The organism is Pimelobacter sp. 30-1 (assembly GCF_018831735.1).
In the GTDB taxonomy this organism is placed as follows: domain Bacteria; phylum Actinomycetota; class Actinomycetes; order Propionibacteriales; family Nocardioidaceae; genus Nocardioides.
In genome coordinates this window covers 342,945-360,220 of record NZ_NHTS01000003.1, presented here as the reverse complement: position 1 = coordinate 360,220, position 17,276 = coordinate 342,945, and the positions used below count along the sequence as shown (strand labels likewise).

At 72.2% G+C, this 17,276-nt stretch carries 16 protein-coding genes and 1 tRNA gene; 15 read left to right on the top strand and 2 right to left on the bottom strand.

The genetic code is table 11. From position 1 onward, the window contains the following. From CCO04_RS07110 to CCO04_RS28375, 3 genes are all read left to right on the top strand, one after another. Positions 1 to 750, top strand: a complete 750-nt coding sequence (locus tag CCO04_RS07110; protein ID WP_215813413.1) for a 4'-phosphopantetheinyl transferase superfamily protein — start codon at positions 1 to 3, stop codon at positions 748 to 750. 305 nt (positions 751 to 1,055) lie between these two features. Further along, entirely contained in the window at positions 1,056 to 3,341 is a 2,286-nt protein-coding gene (locus CCO04_RS07105) for an LPXTG cell wall anchor domain-containing protein (RefSeq protein WP_215813412.1), read from the top strand. A 311-nt stretch (positions 3,342 to 3,652) separates the two neighbouring features. Continuing rightward, positions 3,653 to 4,300: a TetR/AcrR family transcriptional regulator gene (locus CCO04_RS28375; protein ID WP_215813411.1), complete on the top strand. Its 648-nt coding sequence runs from the start codon at positions 3,653 to 3,655 to the stop codon at positions 4,298 to 4,300. On the opposite strand, the gene CCO04_RS07095 is transcribed toward CCO04_RS28375, so the two are convergent. Then, positions 4,263 to 4,676: a hypothetical protein gene (locus CCO04_RS07095; RefSeq protein WP_215813410.1), complete on the bottom strand. Its 414-nt coding sequence runs from the start codon at positions 4,674 to 4,676 to the stop codon at positions 4,263 to 4,265. The genes CCO04_RS28375 and CCO04_RS07095 overlap by 38 nt on opposite strands. After that, positions 4,673 to 5,626: a carbon-nitrogen hydrolase family protein gene (locus CCO04_RS07090; RefSeq protein WP_215813409.1), complete on the bottom strand. Its 954-nt coding sequence runs from the start codon at positions 5,624 to 5,626 to the stop codon at positions 4,673 to 4,675. Before CCO04_RS07090 ends, CCO04_RS07095 begins: the two co-directional genes overlap by 4 nt. Before the next feature lie 82 nt (positions 5,627 to 5,708). Here CCO04_RS07090 and CCO04_RS07085 point away from each other — a divergent pair. The 12 genes from CCO04_RS07085 (at position 5,709) to CCO04_RS07030 (ending at position 17,215) form a co-directional block, all read left to right on the top strand. Beyond that, positions 5,709 to 5,784 (top strand) — tRNA-Arg (locus tag CCO04_RS07085). 408 nt (positions 5,785 to 6,192) lie between these two features. After that, entirely contained in the window at positions 6,193 to 6,984 is a 792-nt protein-coding gene (locus CCO04_RS07080) for an ABC transporter ATP-binding protein (RefSeq protein ID WP_215813408.1), read from the top strand. 34 nt (positions 6,985 to 7,018) lie between these two features. Beyond that, positions 7,019 to 7,639, top strand: coding sequence for a hypothetical protein (locus CCO04_RS07075; protein ID WP_215813407.1), 621 nt, complete (start codon positions 7,019 to 7,021; stop codon positions 7,637 to 7,639). Further along, a complete protein-coding gene (locus tag CCO04_RS07070) occupies positions 7,636 to 8,433 on the top strand; it encodes an ABC transporter permease (RefSeq protein WP_257753797.1) in 798 nt (265 codons plus the stop codon). Before CCO04_RS07075 ends, CCO04_RS07070 begins: the two co-directional genes overlap by 4 nt. 5 nt (positions 8,434 to 8,438) lie before the next feature. Then, positions 8,439 to 9,290 (top strand): ABC transporter permease, encoded by an 852-nt coding sequence (locus CCO04_RS07065; RefSeq protein WP_252372836.1) that lies wholly within the window; start codon positions 8,439 to 8,441, stop codon positions 9,288 to 9,290. Next, entirely contained in the window at positions 9,291 to 10,463 is a 1,173-nt protein-coding gene (locus tag CCO04_RS07060; protein WP_215813406.1) for an MCE family protein, read from the top strand. Further along, the gene (locus tag CCO04_RS07055; RefSeq protein ID WP_215813405.1) at positions 10,460 to 11,548 is read left to right on the top strand and encodes an MCE family protein; all 1,089 of its coding nucleotides are present in this window, start codon (positions 10,460 to 10,462) and stop codon (positions 11,546 to 11,548) included. Before CCO04_RS07060 ends, CCO04_RS07055 begins: the two co-directional genes overlap by 4 nt. Then, on the top strand, positions 11,545 to 12,594 hold the full coding sequence (locus CCO04_RS07050) for an MCE family protein (RefSeq protein ID WP_215813404.1): 1,050 nt from the start codon (positions 11,545 to 11,547) through the stop codon (positions 12,592 to 12,594). Before CCO04_RS07055 ends, CCO04_RS07050 begins: the two co-directional genes overlap by 4 nt. After that, positions 12,591 to 13,745, top strand: a complete 1,155-nt coding sequence (locus CCO04_RS07045) for an MCE family protein (RefSeq protein ID WP_215813403.1) — start codon at positions 12,591 to 12,593, stop codon at positions 13,743 to 13,745. Before CCO04_RS07050 ends, CCO04_RS07045 begins: the two co-directional genes overlap by 4 nt. Position 13,746: 1 nt before the next feature. Then, complete coding sequence (locus CCO04_RS07040) at positions 13,747 to 14,850, top strand: MCE family protein (RefSeq protein ID WP_215813402.1); 1,104 nt, start codon at positions 13,747 to 13,749, stop codon at positions 14,848 to 14,850. Continuing rightward, positions 14,847 to 15,902, top strand: coding sequence for an MCE family protein (locus tag CCO04_RS07035; protein WP_215813401.1), 1,056 nt, complete (start codon positions 14,847 to 14,849; stop codon positions 15,900 to 15,902). Before CCO04_RS07040 ends, CCO04_RS07035 begins: the two co-directional genes overlap by 4 nt. An 11-nt stretch (positions 15,903 to 15,913) precedes the next feature. Then, complete coding sequence (locus tag CCO04_RS07030) at positions 15,914 to 17,215, top strand: hypothetical protein (RefSeq protein ID WP_215813400.1); 1,302 nt, start codon at positions 15,914 to 15,916, stop codon at positions 17,213 to 17,215. The last annotated feature ends 61 nt before the right edge of the window (positions 17,216 to 17,276 follow it).

Below are 17,276 nucleotides of genomic sequence, written 5' to 3'. Positions count from 1 at the left end.
ATGAGGCGCGAAGCAGCAGAGGCGGTCCCGGACCAGGCAGCGGTCCCGGTCTCTCCGGTGACCCTGGAGTCCCTGCTGGTCGCCCCCGGCCGGCCCGCCGACGACGCCGCGCGCCTGGGCGTGTGGCTGGTCGACACCGAGCGGGTCGGCGACGACGAGCTCGAGGCCGGCCGCGCCTGGCTCGACGAGGGCGAGCGCGCGCAGGCGTCGTCGTACGTCCGGGCGGAGCTGCGCCGGGCCTACGAGATCGCCCACGCGGCGGCGCGCCTGGTGGTCGGCGCCGCGACCGGCCTCGCACCCCAGGACGTCGTCTGGGGCCGCCACGCGTGCCCCGGCTGCGGTGAGCCGCACGGCCGTCCGCGGGCCGAGGGCGCTCCCGTGGAGTTCTCGCTCTCCCACACGCCCGGCCAGGTCCTCGTCGCGGTCGCCGACGTCCCCGTCGGCGTCGACGTCGAGCGCCACCCCGACGACCCGGTCGCCCTGGCCAAGCTGCTGCACCCGCGCGAGATCGAGGAGATCGAGGCGGCCGCGCAGGGCACGCTCGACGGCGGCCGCGCCACCGTCCGGTTCACCCGCGCGTGGGCACGTACCGAGGCCTACCTCAAGGGGATCGGCATCGGGCTCGGCCGCGACCCGCACCTGGACTACCTCGGCACCGACCAGGCTCCTGGTCGCCGGCTGGGGGAGTGGTCGGTCCGCGACGTCGCCGTGCCCGAGGGCTACGGCGCCGCGGTCGCGCTCGTCGGCTGACCGGCTGACCCCGCACCGGACGGGCCGTGGCCCAGGTCACGGGCAAGGTTAAATTCTCCGCCGGGGAGCGGTCTTTACCCCAAAACCGCCATGACCCGGGACCTAAGTCCCTACTCTGCAATTGGGTCTGGCCGCCACCTCCGCTCGGGAGCTGACAGCGGCCAGAGGGAGAGCTCAGGAAACCCGTCGGCGGTGGGGCGCGGACGGAGGCCCGGTGCTCCTCCTCCTGGTGCTCGGACACCGCCCGCTCGCAGACGTTCCGACTGGTCGCGGTCCCCACAGCGCGATGCCTGGGGGTTTGACCCATGAAGTCTGAAACAGCGCTCCACCCGTGGCGCAAGGGGCGGAAGATCGCACTGCTGCTTCCCGCCGTGCTGCTCGCCTCCACCGCCTTCGCGGCGCCCGCGCTCGCGGACGACGTCGACTCCGACCCCGGCACGCCCGCGGTCAGCGAGACGCCCGCGCCCGGGCCGGCCCCGGCGCCCGCGCCGGACCCGAAGCCGGCGCCGAAGCCCGAGCCGAAGCCGGACCCGAAGCCGGCGCCCAAGCCCGACCCGAAGCCGGACCCGAAGCCCGCGGACGAGCCCGCGCCGGCTGCTCCGGACACTCCTGCGGCCCCGGCCGAGACGCCCGCGCCCGCACTGGCGCCCGCGGCGTCCGCCAAGAAGACGGCCTCCGTCGCGAACCCGTCGGCCGGCACCCTGCTCGGCGCCGCCTCCGTGGACGAGCCGAACGAGAAGAAGGTCGTCGTCTGCAAGTACGTGTCCACGCCGCCCGGCGTGCTGCACCACATCATCATCCCGAGCGTGAACTCGCTGCCGGGCTTCCCGGGCACCTTCCCGTGGGCCTTCGCGGACGCGCAGATCTCGGTCGCGATCCGGTACGCCAACGTCGGTGAGCAGGCGCACGACGTCCCGCTCTCGGACTGCCCGACCCAGATCGCCAAGCCGGTCGTCCCGGTCGTCGACGACTGCGGTCCCGGCAACGCGGTCTACGGCGTGATCCCGGCCGGCACCTACACGGCCGTGCGCAACCCCGACGGCTCGATCACCCTCACCGCCGACGCGGGCTACCTGTTCTTCGGCGGGTTCAAGACGGTGAGCCTCCCGCCGCCGGTCGAGACCAACACCGCGGCCTGCCCGCAGCCGGCGGAGATCACCCCACCCGTGCTGACGACCACCGACGAGTGCGGTCCGGGCAACGCCCACTACGACCCGGTCCCGGCGAGCCCCGACTACACCTCCGTGGTCAACCCGGACGGCAGCGTCACGCTCACCGCGGTCGCGCCGGCCACGTTCCCGGGCGGCCAGGCGACGCACACCTACCCGGCGCCCGTCGACAGCAACGTCGCCTGCCCGGTCAACGAGAAGAAGGTCGTCGTCTGCAAGTACGTCTCCACCCCCGGCGGCGTGCTCGACCACATCATCATCGTCAGCGTCAACACGCTCAAGAACTTCCCGGACCCCCCGGTGTTCCCGTGGCCGTTCCCGGACGCCCAGGACTCGGTGGCGATCCGCTTCGCGCAGCCTGGTGAGCAGGCGCACGACGTCAGCGACGTGGAGTGCCCGCAGGCGATCACCCCGCCGCAGGTGCCGGTGACCGACGACTGCGGTCCGGGCAACGCCGTGTACGGCGAGGTCCCGCCGGGGCACTACACCGTCGCCCGCAACCCCGACGGCAGCATCACGCTGACCGCCGACGTCGGCTGGACGTTCCCCGGCGGCGCGCCGACGTACGAGTACCCGGTGCCGACGGACAGCAATGTCGGCTGCCCGGCAGCGACCATCACGCCGCCGGAGCTGCTGGTGACCGACGACTGCGGTCCCGGCAACGCCGTCTACGGTGAGGTGCCGCCGAGCCCCGGCTACACGGTGACCCGCAACCCGGACCGCAGCATCACGCTGACGGCCGTGGGGAACACCGAGTTCCCGGGTGGCGAGTCGACGTACACCTACCCGGCGCCGACGGACAGCAACGTGGCCTGCCCGGCGACGATCCCGCCGCCCGACGTCGACGTGCTCGACCCGTGCGGGCCGGACAACGCCGTCTACGGCGAGGTTCCGGAGAACCCGGGCTACACGGTGACCCGCAACGAGGACGGCAGCATCACGCTGACGGCCGTGGGCAACACCGAGTTCCCCGGCGGTGAGTCGACGTACACCTACCCGGTGCCGTCGGAGACCAACACCAAGGCCTGCCCGGTCGACGGTCGCGCGGTGGTCTGCTCGATCCCGATGGACTCGCAGGTGTCGGCGCGACGGGCCGACATCCCGGGCACGATCCTGATCGTCGACCTCGCGGACCTGATCGCCAAGGGCTTCGCCGGGGTCTACCCGTTCACCTACACCGAGGGCGGCGTCGAGTACGACGTCATCCGCGCCGCGGCGCCGGGGGAGACCGCCGACCAGGTCACCGGCATCACCTGCGGTGTCGCCGGGGTCACCACCAACCACCCGCCGAAGACGCCGGGCGAGGTCGCCGGCACCGGCCTGCCCAACACGGGCGGTCCGGCCGGTTGGCTGATCCCGACCGGCCTGGCGATGGTCCTCGCGGGAGCCGTGCTGGTGCTGCTCCGGCGGCGTGAGGCCTGAGGCCTGACCGGCTGAACCCCACCCACAGCACCGAGCCCGTGCCGACGACGTCGGCACGGGCTCGGTGTGTTGTTCGGTGTTCGTTCGGTACTGCGTGTCGGGTGCCCCTTCTCGGGGCGGGTCAGCGTCGAGCGATCGCCACGCCCGCGAGCAGGAGCACGATGAACCACATGATCCCTGCGGCAATCCACATCACGTAGACATAGACGCGGCAGCAGGCCGATCGGTTGCCGTGCCGCGCCAACTAGGGCGTGTCTCCCAAGTCCGCGCCTGCTGCGCGGACTTGGGAGACACGCCCTAGAGTGCGGGACGTGACGACGAGCCCCCGCGGCGCCCGCCGCAAGGCCCGCACCGCCACTGCGATCCTCGACGCCGCCGAGGGACTCTTCCGCGAGCGCGGCCTCCAGGCCACGACGATCGACGAGGTGGCCGAGGCCGCCGACGTCTCGGTGGGCTCGGTCTACGTGCACTTCAAGAGCAAGACCGGGCTCTACCTGGCCCTGGTCGAGCGGGCCCTCGACCTCAACGAGCAGGCGATGGCGCACGTGCTCGACCTCGGGCTCGACAGCCCCCTGGAGCGGGTCCTCGCCGCGGGCGATGCCTACCTGCGCTTCCACGTCGAGCACCCGGGCGCCTTCCAGATGATCGCGCTGCGGGTGCTGGAGCCGGGCTCGGGCCAGGCCGATCCCGAGGTCGAGGAGCGCATCGCCGAGCGGGTCGAGGCCCTCGTCGGCGCGGTGCAGACCGACCTCGAGGCCGCCGTGCGGGCGGGGGAGATCCGGGCCGACGTCGACCTGGCCCGGGCCACCCGCTTCGTGTGGGGCGCCTGGAACGGCGTGATCGCGCTGTCCCTGCGCCAGGACCGGCTCCGCATCGACGACGACGAGCTCGCGGCGACGCTTGCCGTCGGCCGCCGCCTGCTCAGCGACGCGCTGCGCGCCGACGCCGCAGCGCCGTAGCCGCGAACCCCACGAAGCCCACCGACGTGGTCACGAACGAGCCCGCGACCGCCACCCGGTAGCGCCGGTCGTCGGCCAGCTCCGGGCGGAACGCCAGCGGGAGGAAGAGCATCGCGTTGCTCCACGCGCCGGCCGCGAGCGTGCGCTGGAGCGGGGCCGGGGCGTCCGGCAGGGCGGCGCCGAGCGCGACGGTCGCCGTACCGAGGGCGGCGAGGTCGAGGTGCCACTGGCGCACCCGCGGGGTGCTGACGATGCCGAGGCGCCGGGCGCGCTCCTTGTCCGCGATCGCGAGCGTGTAGACCCAGCCGGACAGCGCGCCCGCCGCGAGCTCGACCGCGCCGGAGGTGGTCAGGGCGCTGGGGGTGGTGGTGCTCATCGGGTGCTCTCCTCGTGCTGGTGGGTGCGTTGCTGCTGGGCCCGCGCATAGGCGCGCCGCCCGACCGTGTTGTGGAAGTGCCAGGCGGCCGCGGCGACCGCGCCCCGCCGCTGCAGCCAGAAGCGGTCGTGGGCGAAGGCCGGCGTCGTCCGCCCGAGCGTGACCTCGGCGATCACCACGCCCTCGCCCTGGTCGCGGTGCCGGGAGGCCAGCACCTGCCCGCGGGCGTCGCAGATCTGCGCGCCTCCCTCGAGCCGGCCGCGGTAGCGCAGCGGCGTACCGAGGAAGGCGCAGTCCACCCGCCCGGCGTGCGCCGCGTGCACGACCGGCGCCCCGACGTACCGGGCGAAGGTGGCCGGCGCGGCCGTGGCCCGTGCATGGTTGCGGCGCTCGGCGCCCCCGAGCAGCGGCCACTCCGGCAGGCTCCACCACCCCGATCCACCGACCACGAGGTCAACCTCACCGCCGAGCCGGGCGACCGTCTGGGAGCGCATCAGCTCCCAGCACAGGGCCACGCCGACCGTCGTACCGGCGACGTCGAGGCGGCCCGGGTCGCTCCCGCCGGTGTAGAGCGCGCTCTCCCACATCGTCGGCAGGTCCTTGTCGTGGCGCCCGACCAGCCCGTCCGGTCCGAACAGCAGGAAGGCGTTGCGCACCTCGCCGTCGAGATCGCGCACCAGCGTCGAGCCACCCACGTGGATCCCGTGCCGCGCGGCCAGCCCCGCCAGCAGCCGGGTCGGCTCCCCGTCGATCCCCGGCGCCTCCGCCGAGATCCGCGGCAGGTAGCCGATCCCCGTTGAGAAGAACTCGGGCAGCACGACCCAGCCCGCGCCGTCGTACGCGGCCCGGTCGGCGAGCCGCTCGCAGTCCGCCAGGTTCGCCGCGACGTCCCCGAGCCGCGCCTCGGTCTGCACCGCGGCCGCGCGGATCGTAGTTGGAGTAGCGCTCATAATTGAACGCTACTCCAATTGTGGCGCGGCGGGGAAGGGTGCGCGCGGCCGGCCGGTCCGGACCTGACAGGATGGAGCCCGCGCCCCCGTAGCTCAGTGGATAGAGCAGCCGCCTCCTAAGCGAAAGGTCGTAGGTTCGACTCCTACCGGGGGCACCACCGCACCTCCGCGCCGGCTCGTCGGCCTCGTCGACGGCCGTCCTGCCGCTGATCCGGCGCCCTGGCGCGCGCCAGCGCCGGCCTCGACCTGCCTGTCCTCGCCAGGGCGAGCCCGGCTGAGAACGTCACATCTCAACTCTTTGTGACCCTTGACACATCTTACTACACGTGCGAAGTATATGGGGATGTAACTGTCAGTTGTAACTGCTGGTTACACCGCTCGAGGGGTGCGAGCGGCGAAGGCACGGGCGGGTTCTCGGAGGCTCGCTGCGCCCGTGCGGAGCCCTACGGGAGGACCCTCACGTGACACGTGGACCAGCACCCACCGTCGAGACGGCCGCAGGCCGGAGCGTTGCAGCCGGCCTCGATCCGGACCTCGATCCGGGCGCGGTGATCTCGCTGCGCGGGGTGAGCAAGGCGTTCGGGCCCATGCAGGTGCTCGATGACGTCAGCTTCGACGTGGCGCGGGGGCAGATCACCTCGGTGCTCGGGCCGTCGGGCACGGGCAAGTCGGTGCTGCTCAACACGATCATCGGGATGTACCCGCCCGAGCGGGGGCAGATCTACGTCGACGGTGAGCCGATCGTGGGGATGCGGCACCGCGACCTGATGCGGGTACGACGCAAGTTCGGTGTGCTGTTCCAGGACGGTGCGCTGTTCGGGTCGATCAGCCTCTACGACAACATCGCGTTCCCGTTGCGCGAGCACACGGACCTGACCGAGGCGCAGGTGCGCGAGGTCGTGCACACCAAGGCCGACATGGTGGGTCTGGTCAAGCACCTGGGCAAGATGCCCGGTGAGGTCTCGGGCGGGATGAAGAAGCGGGCCGGTCTGGCCCGGGCGTTGGCGCTGGACCCGGAGATCGTGTTCTTCGACGAGCCCGACTCGGGGCTCGACCCGGTGCGGGTGGCTCACCTGGACGAGCTGATGCGGTCGGTGCAGGCCGTCACGGGGTGCACGTTCTTCGTGATCACCCACAACATCGACTCCGTACGGCGTACGGCTGATCACATCGGGATGCTGTTCCGCTCCCGGCTGGTCGCCTTCGGTCCCGCGGCCGAGGTGCTCGCCAGCGAGCGGCCGATCGTGCAGCAGTTCTTCGCCGGCGAGGCCCGTGGCCCCATCGGCATGGACGAGATGGTCGATGCCGAGGCCGAGCTGGGCGTCGACGCCGGTCTCGGCGAGCCGTCCGTCCCCTGATCCCTGTCGTCCCCACCGACCCGAAGGAAGCGTCATGTCGACGAGCCTCGTCACCAAGAAGCGACTGGTCACCAGCAAGCCCGCGGCCGAGGAGTCCCCGGCCGAGCAGCCCCCGGCGGACCTGCCTCCTGCCGACCTCCCTCCGGCCGCACGCGGCTTCCGGCCGCGGCCCCCGGTCGTCGCGGCGGTCGTGCTGGTGCTGCTGCTCGCGGCGGCGGTGGGCTACCTGTGGCTGCGGCTCGACGACAGCCGGTCGGACGTCGACCGGCTGGAGTCGGCCTCGGTCACCCGGGCCGAGGTGCTCGAGCAGGCGCGGGGACTCGCGGTCGCGCTCACGACGTACGACTACCGCGACCTCGCGGCCCAGCAGCGGCTGCTGGAGCAGGGCTCGACCGACGCCTTCCAGCAGAAGTTCGCCGAGACCAACAAGACGCTGGCGCCGATGTTCACCCAGCTCCAGGCCACCGCCAAGGGCACCGTGATCGATGCCGCGGTCCAGAAGGTCGACGGCGACCTGGCCACGGTGCTGGTGTTCGCGGACCAGTCGGCCAGCAGCAAGCAGAGCGCGGAGCCGACCAGCCAGGCCAGCCGGCTGCGGATGCACCTGGTCCGGCACGGTGACACCTGGCTCCTCGACAGCGTGGACCTCTTGTGAGGGCCGGGCCGGTCCCGGCGCTGGGGGAGAGCGCGCGCGGGTTCGGCGGCATGGTCGCCATGTTCGTCGACTCGTGCGCGGTCACCGTCCGTGCGCTCGTACGACGACGCTTCTCGTGGTGGGAATTCGTGCTCCAGACGCGGTTCCTGGCCTCGGTCTCGCTGTTGCCGACCATCCTCATCGCGATCCCGTTCGGTCTGGTCCTGGTGCTCACGGTGGGCGGCCTGACCAGCCAGGTCGGTGCCGCGTCACTCGTCGGCGGCGTCAACTCGGTCGGCACCGTGCGCCAGGCCGCGCCGATCATCAGCGGCATCGTGCTGGCCGGTGCTGGGGGCTCCGCGATCTGCGCGGACCTCGGCTCGCGTGCCATCCGCAGCGAGATCGCGGCGATGCGGGTGATGGCGGTCGATCCGCTGGAGCGCCTCGTCGCGCCGCGGATCCTGGCCACGATGCTGGTCAGCGTCCTGCTCAACGGGGTGGTCGCGTTCGTCGGGATCATCAGCGGCTACCTGTCCGCGGTCTACCTGCTCAACAGCACCGCGGGTGGTTTCCTCCAGTCGTTCAGTGCTTTCGCGCAGCCGGCGGACCTGATCGAGTCGACGGTCAAGGCGGCGTTGTTCGGGCTGGTCGCGGCGCTCGTGGCGTCGTACCAGGGGCTCAACGCGCAGCACGGTCCGGCCGGCGTCGGCGACGCGGTCAACCGGTCCGTCGTACTGACCGGCGTGCTGCTGTTCGTCATCAACCTCGTGGTGAGCCAGGTCTTCCTGCTGGCCGCGCCACCGAGGGTGGGGTGAGGACGATGGCGACGTCCTTGATGCCGCGCACCGGCCCCCGCTGGGGCGGGCTGATCGTGCGCGGGTTCGGCGACAACCTGCGCCGCCAGGGCACGATGCTGCTGTTCTGCATCCACGCGGTCGTGACGATCCCGCTCGCGCTGCGCCGCTACCGCCACGAGGTGTGGCGGCTGCTGGCCGAGATCGCCTTCGGCAAGGGGCTCCTGACCGTCGCGGCGAGCACGGTGTTCGTCTCCGCGCTGCTGTCCGCGGTGATCGGCGTGCAACTCGGCCTGGAGGGCATGCAGGGCCTGAGCGTGGTCGGACTCTCGCCGCTCTCGGGCCTGGTCGCCGCGGTCGGCAACACCCGCGAGCTCGCGCCGCTGATCACCGCGTTCGGGCTCGCCGCTCAGATGGGCTGCCGGTTCACCGCCCAGCTCGGCGCGATGCGGATCAGCGGCGAGATCGACGCCATGGACACGATGGCGGTCTCCAGCATGGAGTACCTCGTGACCACCCGGCTGATCGCGGTCAGCATCTTCGTCGTCCCGCTCTACCTGGTCACGCTCTCGGGTGCCTACCTCGCCTCGAAGGTGACGGTGCAGCTCATCGCGGGCCAGGGGACCGGCACGTACGACCACTACTTCTACCTCTTCCTCGATCCCGGGGACGTCGTCCTGTCGGTGCTCAAGGTCGTGGTGCTCGGCCTCATGATCACGTTCATCCACTGCTTCTACGGCTACACCGCGCAGGGTGGACCCGAGGGCGTCGGCGTCGCGTCGGGGCGCGCGATCCGGGCGAGCATCGTGACGATCGCGGTCGCCGACATGCTCATGACGCTGCTGTTCTGGGGCACCTCGACGGGGGTGCGGGTCTAGATGGACATCTACGCGCTCTACCGCGACCCGCGCGTCCTGACCCGGCTGGGCGTGGTCTTCAGCGTGCTCGTGCTGGGGGTCGCGGGGCTCGTGATCGCCCAGTTCAACGGGGCATTCTCGGGGGCGCCGACACTGCGGGTGCAGCTCCCGCCGGCCAGCTCGGTGGTCGCGGTCGACAGCCCGGTGACCTATCGCGACGTGCGCGTCGGGACGGTCGTCAAGGCCGCGCGGACCGGCGCGGGCACCGGCGACGACAGCGTTCCCGAGGTCGAGGTCCGGATCGAGCGACACTGGCTCGACCGCCTGCCGCGGGACGTCGTCGCGACGGTCGGGCCGATCTCCATCTTCGGCAACCAGTACGTCCAGCTGCTCGCCACCCACGACGGCGGGCCTGCCGGGCTGGCCGACGACGCCGTCGTCCCGGCGTACGACGCAGCGCGGAATCCCTCTCTGCAAGGCACTTTCGTCGCCCTCAACGACGTGCTCAAGGAGGTCAGCCCGGCCCGGCTCAACGCCGGTCTCTCGGGCCTGGCCACGGCGCTGAACGGCCAGGGCGACGAGCTCGGCCGGACGCTGGTCTCCACCAACGACTACCTCGGCATCATGCTCCCGCTGTGGCCGACGCTCGTCGAGAACCTCGACGAGCTCGCCACCTTCGCGGGCGGGCTCAGCGAGATCACGCCCGAGTTCCTCTCGCTCGTCGAGAACGTCACGACCACCGCCCGCACGGTGCGCGAGAACGCCGACTCGTTCCGGTCGCTGGTGAGCAACGGCAGCAAGCTCGCGGTCACGTCGGCGCACCTGCTGGAGAGCACCATCGACGCGTACGCCGACAGCGTGGACGGCGCGGTCGCGCTGCTCGCCGCGCTCTCGCAGGGCCCCGACGTCATCACCCGGACGCTGCGCAGCGTCGACCGCTGGGCCGCGTCCTGGGCGCCCGCGCTGGCCGACGGCATGCCCGACATCCGGATGGCCGCGCTCTCGGTGCGCAACCCGGCGGACCTCGTGCTCGCGATGACCGCGGGCGGCGACCCCGACCAGATCGTCCGGCTGCTCAACGAGGCGGTCCGTCCGGGCTTCGCAGACCCGCCGACGTACCAGGGCTGCCCGCAGCCGCTCTGCTCGCTCAGCCGCCGCTCGACCGACCGCCCGACCGACAGGAGCACGCCGTGACGAGCGCCCGCCCGCCCCGCTCCGGACGCCTGCTGCTGTCGGTGGCCGTGTTCGTCGCGGTCTCCCTGCTGCTGACGGTCTTCGTGGTCATCTCCGTGCTCGACCTCGGCCGGCGCAACGGCGAGGAGTACCACGCCCGGCTCGACGACGCCGCCGGTCTGCGCTCGGGGGACGACGTCACCGTCGCGGGGCTCGAGGTCGGCAAGGTGACGGGCGTCGAGCTGCGCGGGGACGACGTCGAGGTCACCTTCGTCGTGAGCGGCGACCACGCCGTCCACACCAACACCCGCACGGCCGTCCGGTACGCCAACCTGATCGGCACCCGCTACCTGGCGCTGCTGCCGCCGGACGGCCCGCCCGCCGACCGGCTCCGGGCCGGCGGGACGCTGCCCGCCCGGCAGAGCCTGCCCACGGTCGACCTGACCGCGGTCTTCGACGGCTTCCAGCCGCTCTTCGACGCGCTCGACCCCGAGCAGGTCAACCAGCTCACGGCGTCGATCGTCGCGATCTTCCAGGGGGAGTCGGGGACCGTGGCCAACCTCGTCGACCAGGTCGGCACCATCACCACGCACCTCGCCGGTCGCAAGGAGGTCATCTCCACGGTGATCACGAGCCTCGCCGACCTGCTCACCAGCGTCAACGAGCAGGGCGACGCGCTGAGCAGCATGATCGACGACTTCGGCTCGGTGGTGGGCAACCTCAGCGACCAGCGCGCGGTGCTCGCCTCGACGATCGACGGCCTGGCCCGCTTCGGCGAGGACGCCGCCGCGCTGACCCGGGAGTCGACCGACGCCATCAACGCCGACATCGACGGCGTCGCGGACGCCTCCGCGGTGCTGAACGAGAGCTCCGACGCGATCATCGACCTGATGCGGGACGTCCCCGACACCGTCGACGCCCTCAACCGGATCATGGACTCCGGCTCGTTCGTCAAGGTCTACCTCTGCAACCTCGACCTGCGCGCCACGGGCCGGCTCAACCTCTCCCTCGTGCCGGGGCTCGCCGCGCCGCAGGACCCGGCCGGTCTCCAGCTGCCCTCGGGGCAGGTCGGCGACCCCGCCCGCGCCGGAAAGGTCTGCCGATGAACCTGCGCGACTTCGACCTCGACGACTGGCGGGTCTCCGACCGCGATCCGCTCAAGGTGGCGGTGATCGCCGCCGCGGTGCTGCTGGTGCTCGTCCTGCTCGGCCTCAACCTGACCCGGCTGCCGTTCGTCAACAGCAAGGACGACCACGCGGCGTACCTGACGAGCGCGTCGGGCCTGACCGGCGGCGAGACCGTGCAGGTACGCGGTGTCCGGGTCGGCAAGGTGACCGGCATCGTCCTGGAGGACGACCGGGTACGGGTCGACTTCGAGGTGGACAGCGACGTCGGTCTCGGCGAGCTGACCTCGGCCCGGGTCAAGGTGCTCAACCCGCTCGGCTCGCAGTTCCTCGAGCTCGACCCGGCCGGTCCGGGCGAGCTGGACGAGCCCATCCCGGTGGAGCGCACCTTCGCCAGCCGCACCCTCGTCAACGAGCTGGGCCGGGTCTCCGGGCAGCTCGACCAGACCGACATCCCCCAGCTGCAGAAGGCGTTGGACACCGTCACCGCCACCCTCACCGGTACGTCGGCCGACGCCGTCGAGCGTGCCCTCACCGGCCTGAACGACTTCGCCGGCAACCTCGCCGAGGACGCCGACAGGATCTCCGAGCTCGTCGCCTCGGGCAGCGAGCTGATCAAGATCATCAACGAGCGCCGCGACGTCATCGTCAACATCGTCAGCCAGGGCGACGCCCTCACCGCGGTGCTCCGCGAGCGGCGCCAGGCGATCAGCCGGCTCGTGCGCGGGACCGCGGACCTCAGCGCGCAGCTCGCCGGCATCCTGGCCGTCAACCGCGACAAGCTCGGCCCGATGCTGCACAACCTCGAGAAGATCTCGAAGGCGCTGGCCACCGAGAACGAGAGCCTCGGCCGGGCGATCCCGGCGATGGAGCAGCTGAGCACCAACATCGCGCGCGTCACCGGGACCGGGCGGTTCGTCGACATCGTCGTGCCCAACGGGCTGATCCCCGACGCCGTCATCCAGGAGTGCGCCGACGCCGGTGCCTTCCCAGCGCCCAACGACCCGAGAGTGGGGTGCCGGCCATGACCCGCCGCAACGTGATCGCCCTGCTCGGGGCCCTGCTCGTGGTCGTCGCCGCCCTCGTGGTGTGGCGGGCGAGCGCCGGGCCGGGCACCTACCGGGTGACCGCGACGTTCGCCGAGGCGCCGGGCGTCTACGTCGGCAACTCCGTCAAGATCCTGGGCGTCCCGGTGGGCCGGGTGACCCGGGTCGATCCCGGGGCCGAGGGTGTCGAGGTGGAGCTCGAGGTCACCGCCGACCACCGGCTCCCGGCCGACGTGAGCGCCTTCCTGATGGCGCCGAACGCGGTCAACGACCGGTTCATCGAGCTCGCCCCGGCGTACGACGGCTCGGGCCCGCGCCTCGGCGACGGCGACCGGATCGCCGTCGACCGGACCGTCGTACCGCAGTCGGTGGACCAGATCATCGACAACCTCGATGAGTTCTCCCGGCTGCTCGGGCCCGAGGGCGCCAACGCCGACGGCTCGCTCTCGCGGGTGCTCGGCGCGCTGGCCGAGCGCCTCGGCGGCAAGGGCACGACCGTGCACGAGCTCGTCGACAACCTCGGGACGACGCTCGACGCCGTCGCGAGCGACCCCGAGGCGGTGACCTCCGGGCTGACCGACCTCGGCGAGCTGAGCACCGCGGCGGCCGGCGTCAGCACGACGTACCGCGACCTGGCGGAGAACCTGGCCTCGGTCAGCGGCGTCCTCGCCGGCGACGCGCCGCAGGTCACCGCGGTGCTGACCAACCTGCAGGACCTGCTGGCCGAGCTCAACACCTTCGTGCAGGAGAACAAGGACCAGCTCGCCGGCACCATCACCAGCCTGTCCGGTGTCGCCGGCGAGGTCGGCAAGCAGCAGAAGGCGCTGACCCGCCTGCTGCGCAACCTGCCGCTGGCGACGTCCAACGTGGGCAACGCGATCGTGGACACCAAGGACGGCAAGGCGATCCGGGCCCGGTTCGACCCGGTCGCCGGAGCCCCCGTCCGCGCGCAGATCTGCGGTGACGGACTGCTGCGGATGATGGCCGTCGCGCTGACCCCGGACCTCTCCGACCGCGAGGTGCTCGACCTCGCCTGCGGCACCGACCGCTGGCTCGACGAGCTGCGCAAGCCGAAGGGCACCCCGGACGCGTCCGCCTGGACCCGGCGGGCGCTCGAAGGGCTGGGTGGCTGACATGGCCAGGACGACCAGGACGACCAGGAGCACGCGGCTGCTGCCGATCGCCGTGCTCGCCTCGACCACCGCGCTGACGCTGGCCGTGAGCGGCTGCTCGCTCAGCCTCCAGGACATGCCGAAGCCCGGCGGTCTCGACGAGAAGACCTACAGCGTCACGGCGTCCTTCGACGACGTCCTGAACCTGCCCGCCAACGCCGAGATCCGCGACGGTGCCCGGGTCGTCGGGGAGGTCGGCGCGATGGAGGTCGACGGCTACCGCGCCGAGGTCGAGCTGCGCTTCCTCGACGGCGTCGAGGTCCCGGGCGGGACGACGGTCGAGGTGCGCTTCGACAACCCCCTCGGCGACCAGTTCGTCGAGATCCACCGCCCACCCGAGGGCCAAGGCGGGCCCCCGCTGCGCGACGGCGACACCCTCGCCGCCGAGGACACCGCCGCGGCGCCGACCGTCGAGGACACCCTGGGCGCCTTCGCGACCGTCCTCACCGGCGGCGGCGTCGGCGACCTGCACACCATCTCCCGCGAGCTCAACGCGGTCTTCTCGGGCAACGAGCCGCAGGTACGCCAGCTCCTCGGCCGCCTGGAGAAGTCCGCCGAGCTGTTGGCCGGCGGGCTCGGCCCGATCGACCGGGCGCTCGACGAGGTCGCGCGCCTGTCCCGGCAGCTCGACGACGGCAGCGACGTCCTGGTCGACGGGATCAAGGAGATCTCGCCGGCACTCGGCGTGCTCGCGGACCTCAACGACGACTTCAGCGCGCTGCTCAAGGGCCTCGACGGCCTGGCCGACGCGGGCAACCGGATCATCGACCGCAGCGGCCGGCAGACCGTGCGTGCGCTGAAGCGGCTGGTGCCCGTCGTACGGCAGATCGTGGAGTCGCGCGAGCTGATCACGCCGATGATCCGCAACGTGCGGGTCCTGGCCGACCAGGTGCCCGAGGTGACCAAGTACGGCTACGCCCGGACGTCGGTCGCGGCCCAGCTCGCCTTCAGCTCGGCGCCGTCGACCGCCGGCGGCACGGTCACCTCCGGCCGCCCGGCCGCCCGCCCGGCCGCGACGTCGCTGATGACCGCGCTGGGCCCGCTCGAGTCGAGGAGGCAGCCATGAACCGGGTCTCACCGGTCCCGCGGTTGATCGGGATCGGGATCGGGCTGCTGCTCGGTCTCTACTACATCGGCGTGCAGATCATCGGCTGGTCGCCGGTCGACGACGACTACGAGGTCTCGGTCGACGTACCCCGGTCGGCGGGGCTGTTCGAGGACAGCGACGTCAGCTATCGCGGCGTCCGCATCGGCAAGGTGACCTCGATGGAGGTCAGCCCCTCGGGCGTGCACCTGCGGCTGAGCCTGTCCGACGACCAGCCCGTCCCACAGGGCGTCGAGGCCCGCGTCCGGATGCTCTCGGCCCTGGGGGAGAGCTATGTCGACCTCGTCCCCACCACCGTGCCGACCGGCTCCGCCGAGCCGCACCTCGAGGACGGCAGCACCATCGCCACCGGCACCGTCCCCACCACCGTCAGCGAGGCCCTCGCCAGCAGCACGGCCCTGCTGCGCTCCCTCGACCCCGCGGACCTCGACACCGTGCAGACCCTGATGGCCGACGCCTTCAGCGGCCTCGCTCCCGAGCTGCGCACCCTGGTCGTCGGCGGCCAGCGGTTCATCAACGCCGTCACCGACGCCGCCCCCGGCACCCGCCAGCTCATCGTCGACGGCCTCACCGTGCTCCGCACCGGCAACGCCACCCAGGAGCAGCTGGCCACGATCGTCCGCTCCTTCGACGTCCTGGCCCAGGGCCTCGCCGACAACGACGCCGACTTCGAGCAGCTCCTCGTCGACGGCGGCGAGGCCGCCGACACCATCGAGGAGCTCGTCCGCACCCAGACCGGCCCCTTCCAGGAGCTGCTCCGCGGCACCGGTGCCATCGGCACCGCGCTCAGCCGCAACACCGACGCCATCGAGGTGCTGTTCGGCCTCCTGCCCGGGGTCGGCAACGACCTCAGCAAGGTCGCCCGCGGCGGCGTCTTCCACGGCGACCTGACCATCAACGTCGGCCAGCCGCTGTGCAGCACCCGGCCGCTCGCCGTACCGGCGACGTCGGGGGCGGCCGACCCGAAGCCGTGCGCCAAGGGGCCGCGGCTGCTGCAGCGCGGCCCGGACTGAGAGGAAGAGCGATGCGTCGAGGAACGAGGAGAGCGCCCGCCGGGTTGGTCGCGGCGGTGCTGGCGGGCGCCCTGGTGCTGGCCACCGGGCCCGCACCTGCGGCCCGGGCCGATGACGACGACCCGCGCGAGCACTACCTGCCGCCGCTCCCTCCGGAGGCCGGGCAGGTGGAGTATGGCCTCAATCCCGACCCGTACCTGCCGCGCAGCATCGGCGAGCTGAAGCAGAGCCCGGAGCCGTCCTGCGCGGCGCCGGCCCTGCCCGCACCCACCGAGGCCGGCAGCCCCGAGGGCTACACCGTTCCCTTGCGGCTGAAGCTCTCGAACGGCGTGATGCTGGCCGGCTACAGCTCCCGGGCCAAGGGCTGGGGCGACCAGGTGCCGTTCTCGATCATCGGCTCCCGCATCACCGGCTGGGTCATCGCGCGGGTCAGCCTGCCGTCGATGAAGGTCACCGTCGTCCCGGCCGACGTCACGCTGTGCCCCTACGTCCGGGCGCAGGACACCGGGCCGACCATCAAGGCGCTCCAGTCCTACTCGCTGGTCGAGATCGAGAGCCAGATCAGCCGGATCACGCAGGGCGACATACCGCCGCCCGCGGTGCGCTGGGTGCCGTTCCCGGACACCACCGTCGCCCCGTTCCCGGGCACGCTCGGCCAGCGGATCAGCGGCCTGGACAAGATGGGGATGACCAACATGATCGCCCGCGAGCTGACGGTCCGGGTGAGCGGCGTAGCCCCCGACGGCTCGCTGGAGATGGCCACCGACCTCGACTCGACGATGGACGCCGACCCGGGCCCGCTGCCCAACGGCAACCCGAACCCCCGCTTCCTGTGCCGCAACATGGGCGTCCAGGGCACCTTCGGCACGGCGCCCAAGGACCTGGCCGCGACGGCGGCCGAGCCGCCGGCCATCGCCGCGCAGCCGGGCAGCCCGGCCGACTTCTACTACCCACGCGTGCCGAAGCGGCAGGAGAAGGTCTACCTGCCGACCCGGAACCTGACCGGGGCGATCGAGGGCGGTACCGCCACGATCGGGTCCAACTCGTTCACGATCCGGGTGCCGCGCAGCGCCGCCAGCTGCGGTGGCGTGGTCAACACCCAGTTCTACGGCTACGGCTTCCACGACGGCGGTACGCCGGGCGGCGAGAAGCGGGACCTGGCCAACTTCTTCCCGTCCGGCTTCAGCGTCCTGCCGCCGCCGGAGGGATATCCCATCGTGCCGGGCCTGAGCGACCTCTCGCTCGACGTCACCGTCGACGCGGTGGGTCTTCCCAAGCGCACGGACCTGCCCCCTGGCTACGGATTCGAGTGAGCGTCATGACCTCCTGACGCGCACCCCACAGACGGAGCAACCCGTGCACCAACCTCACAGC